The sequence below is a fragment of the Segetibacter aerophilus genome, from assembly GCF_007991655.1.
GTDB classification, from domain to species: domain Bacteria; phylum Bacteroidota; class Bacteroidia; order Chitinophagales; family Chitinophagaceae; genus Segetibacter; species Segetibacter aerophilus.
In genome coordinates, this window is the sequence record NZ_BJYT01000001.1 from 328508 (window position 1) to 341295 (window position 12788).

The following is a 12788-nucleotide window of genomic DNA, read 5'->3' on the forward strand; positions in this document are numbered from 1 at the left end:
ATAACTCCAAAAAGGAGACTCATGGAAAATATTAACCAGGAAACAGATATTACGCTTGAACATTCTACCCCGGTGGAACTGGCTATACAGGATCAATTGAATGAATATTATCACGACCAGGAAAAAATTGATGCGCGGCTTCTGGAACTCGATGCCGAGATGGATCTTGAAAGCTATATGCAGACAGAAGGTACAGCTCTAACGATCGCAGGAGTTATCCTGGCGTTAACGGTGAATAAAAAGTGGTTGGCATTGCCCCTTGCTACTTCGCTTCTTTCTCTGGCAAATATTGTAAGAGGAAGAAATCGTCCCCTCACTGTGTTTAGAAAACTCGGATTTAGAACTCGGGCTGAAATTGAGAAAGAAAGATATGCCTTGAAGGCAATCAGGGGTGATTTTAAATATTTACTTGATGTACCCAACGCAGTTTGGAATGCGGTAAATAAGTAATGGAATAAAAAGAGGCTAAAAGCAGTTGTTACATTTAGCCTCTTTTTAAAAAGTCTTCCTATTTTATCAATAGCGACAGCAACGTTTCTGTCACCTTCTGCATCTCCCTTTGATACATCCTTAAATTAATTCCTCGCTGTATCACTAATTTAAAAGTTCTTCATCTACTTGTACCATTCTCAGGTATAACGTTAGCCTATTTTGTTTCCTTCCCTAATCTGGAAACTCGTTCTACGATGGGAGGAAACGAGCTATATAAGCAAGGGTTATTTCTCAATTAAAAAAAATTAAGACAACACAACAGGTCCCGCTACTCGATCTAAAGCCTTAGAATTAAGAGCATTACGTTTTAAGTCTTTTTAGGATGAGAAATAATGGAGGTAATTATTTGGCATTTGCTATTTCAGGCATTTCTCTTGCCAAAAGGATCAAACTAATAAGTTAATAGTGAATTTAGATAATACTTCAGCTATCATTTTCGCGTTATAGACACAATATCCTATGAAAGTATTTAATAATGAAAATCAAATGGTCTACAAAAAAGTAAAAAAACGAGTTGGGATTTTAGTTATTTTTTGTTCAATAATTCTTTCTTCAACTGCGCAAAATCTTAAGTTATCGCAATATAAAGCGACACCAAGTTTCTATAATCCGGCAACTACCGGAAAAATTCATGGAACATTTAGGGCAGGCTCAATTATAAGTAACCAGAAGACAGACTCCGCTACTTTAAATCATGCTCTAATATTTGGTGATCATAAAATTGAGCAGGAGAACGGAAGTTTAGGGGTTGGGATAAGTTATTATCAAAACTTCCAAAAGGAATTTTGTCTTACCGCGAAGTACTTAAGCGCCTCTATCGCAAAGCATATTTATTTAGATGTTGAAGACCGGCACATGCTAAGTTTTGGTGCCCAGGTTACTTTTGCAAATGGTACTGTTAATGCTTCAAAAACAACTTATAGCCGGAAAATATCAGGTGGTGGATTTGACATGGCTGGAGTGCCGATATCAAAGACAGACGGCTACAAAGATTTTAATGTAGGAGTAATGTATACTTATGAAGACGAGTTGATAACAATTGAGGGTGGTGTGTCTGCCTACCACATTTTCTCACCTGTAAATAACCTGACTAGTCATCCTACTAAATTACCCCGCCGTGTATGTTTCAATATCAACACTAAAATTTTTCTTGACGAACAGAATGAGCTTCAGCTTTCCTCTATGATGTGGAAAGAAGGTTTAGGCATCACGACTAATAATCCTACCCTGGTCGAAAATACTTATAGCGCCGCATTAGAAAGATTTGTTGGTGAAACTTCTGCTCTTTATGCAGGCCTGTCTACACGTTCGCTAAACACTGTTACACCTCTTGTTGGATTTGGTTTAAACAATAACGCAATCAGGATAATGGCCAGTTACGAACAACCATTCAATAGGGCAACCTACAATGTGAGCAGGGGCGAAATTTCTATGACCCTAACATTGTAGTACTGCAACAAGCAACTCATTCAGTGTTATTTCTTTTACTTATCACTCTCTAATAATAGGTAACAAAAAATTTTCTCAATCGCATTAAACCAATAAGTTTGACACTTATTGGTTTTTTAATTTCTATCCACCAGCGAATACTTATTAATGATCATTGCTAAATAAAGAAACAAGTCAACGACGTGAGGAAGATGACCTTATTGCTGAACAGCCTCATTCTCTTATTTTGAAAATAACCTTCCATTTGTTTCAAAGTATTTATTTTTCAAGCCCAAACAAAGGTGACTACTCCAGGGCTTTTAATATAGAATCATGACTAAGAAAATTATCTATTTCCACATACTATTTCAGCTTTTCGTAATTACGACTGAGGCTAAGGACAAACAACTGGTAGATTACGTAAATACTTTGCAAGGAACGAATTCAGATTTTAGCCTTACACGAGGTAATACTTATCCAACTACAGCGCTTCCGTTTGGAATGCATACCTGGACTCCCCAGACCGGCAAAAATGGAGATGGATGGAAGTATCAGTATGCGAAGAAAACGATACGTGGATTTCAACAAGCGCACCAGTGTAGTTCTTGGACAACAGATTATTGTGTCTATTCCTTTATGCCTGTAATTGGTCGGCTAGTAGTAAATGAAAACGATAGGGCAACAAGCTTTAGTCATGAAAACGAAATCGCGAAGCCGAATTATTATAAAGTAAAATTAGATAACGGCATAGTTACCGAAATGGCGCCAACTGAAAGAGGAGCGCATCTCCGTTTTACTTTCCCTAAAGATAGTGCTGCTTATCTTGTTTTAGACGGGTACACTGGTTTGAGTGGTCTGAAAATCCACCCTGCAGAAAGGAAGATTACAGGTTACGTCAGCAACAATAAAAACAATAAGGGTAACCTGATAAAAAGTTATTTGGAAGTTGTTTTTGATAAGCCTTTTAAAAGTTATGGTACCTGGGAGAATCGAAAGAATAGCATTCAGCAAGGTAAAACGGAGGGTGAAGGAGAGGGTATTGGTCTTTACCTGCAGTTTAAAGTTGGTGAGAAGGTTCAGGCCAAAGTTGCTTCATCTTATATTAGCCAGGAGCAGGCAGGGGTTACATTAAAAGCTGAATTAGGGAGGTTTAAAGGTTTTGAAGACACAAAAGCCGCAGCGGCAGAAGTTTGGAACAAGCACCTGGGAAGAATACTGGTTGAAGGCGGTACTGAAGAAGAGCGCGCAACTTTTTATTCCTGCTTTTTCCGCGCAAGTCTTTTTTCACGGCAATTCTATGAATATGATAAAGATGGAAAGCCGTACTATTTCAGCCCCTACGACGGAAAAATTCATGAAGGCTACATGTTCACCGATACAGGTTTCTGGGATACTTTCCGAGGTCAATTTCCTTTAAATGCCTTAATGTATCCTACCATGCACGGCCGCTATATGCAGGCGTTAATTGATGCACAGGAGCAATGCGGCTGGTTGCCTTCGTGGTCTTTTCCCGGCGAAGCCGGAAGTATGATTGGCAATCATGCAATATCACTTTTAACAGATGCATGGGTAAAAGGTATCCGGACATTTGATCCTGAAAAAGCATTAAAAGCCTATTTACACGAAGCAACAAATAAGGGTCCGTGGGGACCTTCAAATGGTCGCCACGGGTTCAAAGAATATTACCAGTTAGGGTATGTTCCTTATCCTGAATACGGTGAAGCGACAGCTAAGACTCTGGAGTACGCATATGATGACTTCTGCGGCTACCAGCTGGCTAATGCTACTAAAAATATGTTTTATAAAAATATTTTTGCCCGCCAGATGTATAATTATAGAAACGTGTATGATTCGGTTACCGGGTTTATGCGAGGTCGAAAAGCGAACGGCGATTGGAATGCAAATTTTGACCCGGTAGAATGGGGCGGACCTTTTACCGAAGGCAACGCATGGCACTGGCAATGGTCAGTATTTCACGACGTGCAAGGTCTCATCGATCTGATGGGAGGTAATAAAAACTTCAATGCAAAGCTCGACTCTGTTTTTTCTTCCCCAAACAAAGTAAACGTAGGTTCTTATCGAAGTATGATTCATGAAATGACCGAAATGGTGATGGCTAACATGGGCCAATATGCTCATGGCAACCAACCCATCCAGCACATGATTTACTTATATAATTATGCGGGTGAACCATGGAAAGCACAGCAACACGTAAGGGAAGTAATGAACAAGCTATATAATTCAACCGAAAATGGGTATCCGGGAGATGAAGACCAGGGACAAACATCTTCCTGGTACGTGCTCAGTGCAATGGGTTTTTACAGTGTTTGCCCAGGTACAGACCAGTACGTAATCGGCAGCCCGGTGTTCAATAGAATAACAATCACTTTAGAAGGTGGGAAGAAATTTGTTATTGAGGCACGCGACAATAATAGAGATAATGTATACATTCAATCGGCAACTCTTAATGGTAGAAATTATAGCCGCAACTGGCTAAGCCATGGTGATATTGCAAATGGAGGTTCGTTAAACTTTATAATGGCTAACCGTCCAAAAGAGAGTAGGGGCGTGGGAGAGGAAGACAAGCCATTTTCATTAAGTAAGAAGTAAAAAAATAAGCTTACAATAAAAGCAAAGTTGAATTTCACAACAGATCAATCAATATGATAGTAAGGAAAAAAAGCAGGCTCTTTTTAGTAGTGATGTTATTGGGTTATAATAGTATTAATGCTCAAAACATTCAAAGTAGCAGCAAGGGATTCTACAAAAACGAGATGAAATCTTTACAAGCCGCTATTCAAAAAAAATTTTACGACAGTGCTTCCGGCTATTATAAGGAAGTTGTGACTCCAGAAAAAAACCATAATTTATATTCGTACCTATGGCCGATTTGTGCTATGTACCAGGCAGCCAACGAAATTGAAAAAGTCGAACCGAAGCAACACCTTCTCGAACCTATTTTAAAAATTATTAGAGATTATTACGATCCTGCTCCGCCGGCTCCCGGCTATGCATCTTACTTAATGAAATTTAAAGGTGGCGACCGCTTCTATGACGACAACCAATGGATAGGTATAACTTCTATGGATGCGGTTACCAGGTTGAAAAATAAAAAGTACCAGGCAGTTGGTAACGAAATCTATAAGTACATGATGACGGGTTATGATACCGTTTTAACTGGCGGTATTTACTGGCAGGAGAATAAGAAGATTTCTAAGAACACTTGTTCAAACGGTCCTGGAATTATTTTGGCCTTGCAGCTGTATAAGGCTACAAAGAACAAAGCTTACCTGGACACGGCGTTGCTTTTATACAATTGGGTTAACGCTCATTTAAAATCTCCTTACAGTTTATATTATGATAACATCGACATAAAGAATAAAAGAATTGGCAGAGCACAATTTTCTTACAACACAGGTACGATGCTTCAATCAAATGTGTACTTGTATGAATGTACAAAGGACAAAAAATATTTGAAGGAAGCGATTTCTATTGCCGACAGTTCACTCCCATACTTCTATGGCAATAATAAGTTTCGGGACAACTATTGGTTCAACGCGGTACTATTACGCGGCTACCAGCATCTGTTGCAATACGACAACGACAAGAAATATATCCTGGGTTTTAAAAAGTGCCTAGATAATACTTTGCAAAATGATAAGAACGAGCAGGGTTTGTTTGGAAAAACTAAACCGCGTGACCTGGTGGCACATGGAGGTTTGCTCGAAATTCTTGCACGTTATGCTCTCCTTGAAGGCAAGTACGATCTTGGAAGCATGCAATAGAAAAATTCAACCAATTACATAAACGTCCTCGATAGTTTTTACTATTGCAAAAACTATTAGAAATATATCATAACTATGAAAAGAAGATCATTTATTCAAAATACCGGTTTGGTTGGTGCTGGCTTGCTTTTAAATAAAGCTTCCGCTTTTGCGGCCACGCCTGATACTACCTTTCCTATTGTAAGAGTGCCTGCTGCATCGAGAAACTTTTCAAGTAAACTTGTTGAAAATGCGATAACCGAATTCTCAGCGAACGTAAAAAATAAAGAGCTTGCCTGGCTGTTTGCCAATTGTTTTCCCAATACACTTGATACAACTGTTTTCCATACAATCAAAAATGATGTTCCGGATACTTACGTCATCACCGGTGATATCGATGCTATGTGGCTTCGCGATAGTAGTGCGCAGGTGTGGCCGTATATGCAATTTGTCAAACAGGATAAAGAGCTAGACAGTTTGATTGCTGGCGTAATCAACAGGCAGAAAAGTTGTATTTTAAGAGACCCTTATGCTAATGCATTTTACAAAGACGAGAATAAAGAAAGTGAGTGGGCAAGAGATAGAACTACGATGAAAAAAGGTGTGCACGAAAGAAAATACGAAATCGACTCATTGTGTTATCCTATCAGGCTTGCATATTACTATTGGAAAATAACAGCTAACACGAAACCTTTTGATGAGCAATGGCAACAATCGATAAAAGCAATTTTACAGGTTTTTAAAGACCAGCAACGAAAAGAAAACTTAGGGCAATATCGGTTTCAACGTAACACCACGAATGCTACAGATACCCAACCTATGAACGGTTACGGTTATCCTGTTAAACCTGTTGGTTTAATCTGCTCGGCCTTCAGACCAAGTGATGATGCGACTTTGTATCCTTTTCTTATTCCATCTAACTTTTTTGCTGTGGTAAGTTTACGGCAGGCCGCAGAAATGATGACGGCAATTGCAAAAGATCAAGGAACAGCGAGCCAGTTATTAGCGCTTGCAACCGAAGTAGAAAGTGCCCTGAAATTACAAGCAACTGTGGATCATAAGGTTTTTGGTAAGGTGTACGCTTACGAAGTAAACGGTTACGGCAGCTACAACCTTATGGACGATGCTAACGTACCAAGCCTGCTATCCCTTCCTTATTTAGGCGCAGTAAAAAATAATGATCCAGTGTACATCAATACACGGAAGCTGGTGCTGTCAGAGACAAATCCGTTCTTTTATAAAGGCAAAGCGGGAGAAGGTGTGGGCGGCCCGCATGTCGGGAAGGATATGATTTGGCCAATGGCAATTACAATGCGAGGTCTCACTAGCAACGATAACACAGAAATCAGGAACTGTATCAACCTTTTAAGAACAACGCATGGAGACACCGGCTTTATGCATGAATCGTTTCATAAGGATGATCCCAAAAAATTCTCACGGAAATGGTTCGCCTGGGCTAACACTCTTTTTGGGGAGTTTTTATGGAAAACGTATAAAGAAAAGCCACAGCTGCTTTCATAAGAAAACTTTATCAAGTGTAATTGGTTCCCGAAAAACTCTCCTTCCGATTAAGTTCTTAAGTAAGTGATTTACCAGGCAAATGGACCGTTGGTAAAGAATGCAAAGGCGTTTATAAATTGGCGTAAAGTCACAATGGTTTACCGAAAACAATGTAACTGTAAGCAAAACATAACTCATCGTTTTTGTGCACAACTTTGATCAAAATTGATTCAGGGAAAATGAATTTTTATTACATTGTTTTCCTATATATTTACAAAGCATTAACAGTACAATAAACATCGTCATAGCTTGGATGAAGTTCAATTTTGAAGGCCTTAGGCCGTTCTTCCAAAACAATTTAAAAAATATGCTTATGAATAAAACTACTACAAACAACTACACTCTTTAAGATCTGAATTCTAGAAAACTTACTCTTTCGACTAACTAAAACTTGCATTATGAAAATTGACTGCTACACTCTACTTGAGAAATTAGCAAAAAAGGCGACATGGCGTCAAGTAATTACGCCGCCCAAAATCTTTCTATTCCTTTTTCTTCTTACTTCCTTCATTGGAAAAGCTCAGACAACTACTGTAACGGGTAATGTTTCTGACTCAACAGGCAAACCGCTACAAGGTGTAACCGTTGCTACTGACCGCTCAAAAAGAAATGCTGTTACCAACGAAAATGGCAGTTTTTCTATCAATACTACTACAGCAGACAGAGCTCTTCTATTTACCTATGTTGGAATGAAACCGTTTACTCAGGCAATTTCAGCCGGCGGATCTTATAATATTACTTTAATGCCAGATATCACTGGTTTAAACGATGTAGTAGTGGTTGGTTATGGTACAAAGACCAAGCAATCAATAACAGGTGCCATTTCTACCGTAACCGCTAAGGATCTGGATCGTGTGCACGCAGGTGCTACTGTAAGTTCTGGGTTAGCAGGTAAAATAGCGGGTGTTACTTTTAGAATGGCAGAAGGGCGCCCAGGCGCTGGTGCGAATGTTCAAATTCGTAACATGGGTGAGCCGCTATTTGTTATAGATGGTATTCAGCAGGATGCCGGTCAGTTTAACAATCTTGCTCCGAACGATATAGAAAGCATTTCAGTACTAAAGGATGGTTCCGCCGCCATTTATGGGGTTCGTGCTGCCAACGGGGTTGTTTTGGTAACTACAAAAAAGGGTAGGATTAATCAGGGTACCAGAATTAATATTGATGCTTACGCAGGAGGTCAGAGTTGGACAAGGTTTCCGACTGTCACAAATAACTCGTACGACTACGCACGGTTCAGGGCGGAATCAGAAATGAATTCAAACGGCAAAACTTCTTATACACAAGCAGAACTGGATAAATGGAAAGCAGGAACAGACCCCGCTTATAGAAGTTTTAACTGGAAGGATTTTATTGTTAAAAACGGTGCCCCTCAAAACTCTGTCAACATAAACCTAACAGGTGGATCTGATAAAGTAAATTATTATTTATCTGCCACCAACTTGCACCAGACTTCTGTGTTGGGCAGAGAATTTAAGTTTAACAGGACAAACATTCAATCGAATGTTACTGCACAGGTTAACAAAAGGCTTAAAGTAGGCGTGCAAATAAATGGGCGGATTGAAACACGGGAAAACCCGGGATTGCCAGGCACTGACGACTATAATAATGCAAGACAAGCTATTTATAGAAACCTCCCTACTCTCAGGCCTTATGCTAACGACAATCCTGATTACCTGGCAGATAATGGTAATAGAACTGAAGTCAACTGGGCCTATCTTAATTATAAGATCGCCGGTAGGTACAAAGAGGACTGGCGTGTAATGCAAACAAATTTCGACGCTGAATATCAAATTCCAGGTATTAAAGGACTTACTGCAAGAGGTGTATACTCCTACTATATTGCGGACAAGCTATTAAATAACCATGAATACACTTACGATGCTTATACCTATAGGCCTGCAACAGGAGTGTATGAACGTACCAACGGAAGTACAAATCCATGGAGAGAGCGCGAACAGATAAAACAAATAAATACTACCGTACAAGGGCAGTTAAATTACAACAACACTTTTGGGGAGCACACAGTAGGCGCAACCGTTGTTGCAGAGAGATTGAAAACTACTCGCCTTAGAAACTGGATACACGCTTCTCCTACTACGAATGCTTTACCACTTATTTATTTTCCTACTGCAGACCAGTACCAGGACAGTGATGACAGAACAGCACGTATTGGTTATGTAGGCCGTATAAATTACAGCTATGCAAATAGGTACTATTTAGAAGCAGCCGCAAGAAGGGACGCATCATATCTGTTTCCACCTCAACACCGTGTTGGTTACTTTCCCAACATTTCTGCAGGATGGAGAATAACACAGGAGCCATTTGCTCAAAAAATTATAGGTGCCAAGTCTATACTAAGTGAACTGAAAATAAGAGGTAACTATGGTGTATTAGGTGATGATAGAAATCCAAGCAATGCAAGCCAGCCTTTGGTTCGTGAGTTTGGATATCTTGAAGGATATAACTATAACTCCGGTACTGCCATTTTCGGCGGAAATGCAGTTGTAGGTTCTGCCGATGCTGGAGTACCTATTACCAATTTGAGTTGGTTAAAAAGTAAGGTAACGGATATTGGACTTGATTACGGATTTTTCAATAATAAGCTGTCGGGAACATTTGACTATTTCTATCGTAAACGTACTGGTTTAATTGCTTCCAAATCTGATGTTGTACTTCCATCTGAAATAGGATATGCATTACCAGCAGAAAATCTTAATAGTGATGCTCAGTTCGGTGGGGAAATGTCTATAGCTTACAACGGTACTTTGGCGAAAAAAGTCAATTTTAACGTGGGGGGAAATTTTGGTTATGCCCGCGGTAAAACATTAGACTTTTACAAACCTAGATTTACCAACTCCTGGGATCAATACCGAAACTCAGGTGTAGACCGTTACAGGAATATAAATTGGGGATACGTGGCTGACGGACAATTTACATCACAGGAACAAATCAATAATTACCCGGTTAATATTGATGGAAAGGGAAACAGCACGTTACTACCTGGTGACCTAATTTATAAAGATCAGAACGGGGATGGCAAAATCGACCAGTATGATCAGCGTCCCATAGGCTCTGGGTTAGGAACACAACCATATATCAATTTTGGATTTACTGTGGGTGCTAATTACAAAAACTTTGATTTCCACGCCGACTTTTCAGGTGCATCCGGTTATACCTGGAATCAAAACTGGGAGACAAGATGGGCTTTCCAAAATGACGGAAATTTTAATACCATATTTGAAGACAGGTGGCATCATGCAGACATTTATGATGTAACCAGCCCTTGGATCCCGGGTAAATACCCTGCAAACAGGTATAATGTTGGTCCAAGTCACATTGATTATGAAGTGCAAGGAAATCGGAATTCTACTTTCTGGTTGCATGACGTGACTTATGTTAGACTTAGAACGCTCGAGTTAGGGTACACGATACCACCTACTATTTTACGTCGGGCTGGTGTTCAAGGCTTTCGTTTATATCTAAATGCATACAACTTAATCTCCTTTGATAACTTGAAACAGTTCGGTGTTGACCCGGAAATAAGTGATGACAATGGTCTTCAGCATCCTCAATCTAAGGTTATCAATGTGGGTGTTCATATTTCCCTATAACATTATTTTTAATATATTTTCAATGAAAAGAAATATTCTAATATTACTCATAGCCCTTCTTACAGGACTTGGGTCATGCAAAAAAGACAGTGAGTTTTTAAATATTACCCCTACGTCCATATTAAACAATGAACAAGCCTTTTCTGATCCTGCACAAGTAGTATCAATTCTCGCCAATCTATACACGCGACAGGCCGATTTTTCAAGCTTTAATTCGGGTTGGACTTCTTTTGCTGATTTTGGTGAAAGCTTTCCTTCCGATGCAGGTAGTTATGGTATTGTGCAAAGTAATCAATGGAATTATGACGCATGGAATTCATATAACTATGGATATATCAGGGAACTTAATCTCTTTATCCAAAGGGATAGCGCGGCAAAGACTTTATCCGCACCGGACAAAGCAAGGTTTATGGCTGAAGGCCGGTTTCTTCGTGCTAACTATTACTTTGAGATGGCGAAAAGAATGGGGGGAGTGCCTTTAATCTTAGAACCATTGCTGTATGATTTCAGCGGAGACCCCACTTATCTTCAGAGACCAAGAGCAAAAGAATCAGAGGTATACGATTTTGTGATAAGTGAAGCGGAAGCTATCAAAAATTTGCTGCCTGCAACTGCAAACGAAAAATCAAGGGCTACCAGGGGAGCTGCACTGGCGATGGAAGCACGGGCAGCACTATATGCAGGTTCAATTGCAAAATACGGAGCAAATACTCCTTTAGTTTCTCTTCCGGGTGCGGAAGTTGGAATTCCATTTAGTAAAGGAAATGAGTATTATGTAATTGCTCTTCGCGCGGCGAAAGAGATTATAGATGGAAAAGATGGATATGCGTTGTATCAGCGAAAAGCAGACCTCGCTGAAAATTTCGCGCAACTATTTTTGGACAAGGATAATACAAATACCGAATCTATCCTAATAGAGGATTACAAGGTAAAAACGTCTAAAGTGCATGGTTTTACAACCAATAACCAGCCTTTTTCTTCAGGAGAAGAGTCTGCGAACGGAGATGCGGGACGTTTGAATCCTTCCCTAAACTTGGTAGAATCCTTTGAAAAGCTGGACAATACTTATGCTCCACTTCCCTATAGAGATGCATCAGGCAATCCTATCTATTACAATAATCCAATTGATATTTTTGCAGGACGGGACGCTCGTTTAGCCGGTACTGTTATGTTGCCTGGATCTTCTTTTAAAGGGCAGCCTTTAGACATCTGGGCCGGCTACAAATTGGCCGACGGTTCGGTTCTTACAAACCAGGATGCAAGCAAGCTCGTGCCTTTACCTGGTACTACCACACCTGTACAGGTATTAGGTAAAGATGGTCCGTATGATGGAAATGAGAAAAGAACTCAAAGCGGTTTCTACCTTCGTAAATATCTTGATCCAACACCTGGTGCAGGATCCAGAGGTACAAATAGTGGAGTAGCGTTTATAAGATACAGGTACGCAGAAGTTCTACTAAATGCTGCGGAAGCTGCTTTTGAATTAGGACAGACTGCTGATGCTGCTAAATATATGAATATGGTTAGAGCAAGGGCGGGACTTACCATTCCATTAACCGCTGCTGACGTTACTTTCAATAAAATTGTTCATGAGCGCAGAGTTGAACTTGCTTTTGAAGGACATTACTTGTTCGATATGAAGCGTTGGAGACTTGCACATATTGTCTGGGACGGACAACAAATGACAGTTTCTGACCTCCTAAGTAATATAGGTGTAGCAACAAAAAGAAATACGCAACCGTATGGCTTTTGGCCTTACAAGTATTATAATCCAGGAAATCCAAATAATGGAAAATGGCTCTATGATATTGTTTTACCTAGTAAAGTAACAGGAACACTTAGATTTCGTCTCGGTAATTATTATTCTCAAATCAGCGACGCCATTACCAGTGCAAATCCTAAGATTGTAAAGCAACCTAACCAATAATTG

General features: G+C 39.8%; 7 protein-coding genes. All 7 read left to right on the forward strand.

The features are described from left to right. Nucleotides 1-21 precede the first annotated feature (21 nt). The 7 genes from SAE01_RS01395 to SAE01_RS01425 all read left to right on the forward strand — a co-directional run bounded on the left by SAE01_RS01395 (nucleotide 22) and on the right by SAE01_RS01425 (nucleotide 12785). Complete coding sequence (locus SAE01_RS01395) at nucleotides 22-450, forward strand: hypothetical protein (protein ID WP_147201741.1); 429 nt, start codon at nucleotides 22-24, stop codon at nucleotides 448-450. Between the two features lie 501 nt (nucleotides 451-951). Continuing rightward, nucleotides 952-1941, forward strand: a complete 990-nt coding sequence (locus tag SAE01_RS01400; protein WP_147201742.1) for a PorP/SprF family type IX secretion system membrane protein — start codon at nucleotides 952-954, stop codon at nucleotides 1939-1941. A 312-nt stretch (nucleotides 1942-2253) separates the two neighbouring features. Next, nucleotides 2254-4530 carry a GH92 family glycosyl hydrolase gene (locus SAE01_RS01405; protein WP_147201743.1) on the forward strand — a complete coding sequence of 759 codons (2277 nt, stop codon included), beginning with the start codon at nucleotides 2254-2256 and terminating at the stop codon, nucleotides 4528-4530. 53 nt (nucleotides 4531-4583) lie between these two features. Continuing rightward, on the forward strand, nucleotides 4584-5705 hold the full coding sequence (locus SAE01_RS01410; protein ID WP_147201744.1) for a glycoside hydrolase family 76 protein: 1122 nt from the start codon (nucleotides 4584-4586) through the stop codon (nucleotides 5703-5705). A 75-nt stretch (nucleotides 5706-5780) separates the two neighbouring features. Beyond that, nucleotides 5781-7205 carry a glycoside hydrolase family 125 protein gene (locus tag SAE01_RS01415; protein ID WP_147201745.1) on the forward strand — a complete coding sequence of 475 codons (1425 nt, stop codon included), beginning with the start codon at nucleotides 5781-5783 and terminating at the stop codon, nucleotides 7203-7205. A 437-nt stretch (nucleotides 7206-7642) separates the two neighbouring features. Continuing rightward, the gene (locus SAE01_RS01420) at nucleotides 7643-10858 is read left to right on the forward strand and encodes a SusC/RagA family TonB-linked outer membrane protein (RefSeq protein ID WP_147201746.1); all 3216 of its coding nucleotides are present in this window, start codon (nucleotides 7643-7645) and stop codon (nucleotides 10856-10858) included. 22 nt (nucleotides 10859-10880) lie between these two features. After that, the gene (locus SAE01_RS01425; protein WP_147201747.1) at nucleotides 10881-12785 is read left to right on the forward strand and encodes a RagB/SusD family nutrient uptake outer membrane protein; all 1905 of its coding nucleotides are present in this window, start codon (nucleotides 10881-10883) and stop codon (nucleotides 12783-12785) included. Nucleotides 12786-12788: the final 3 nt, after the last annotated feature.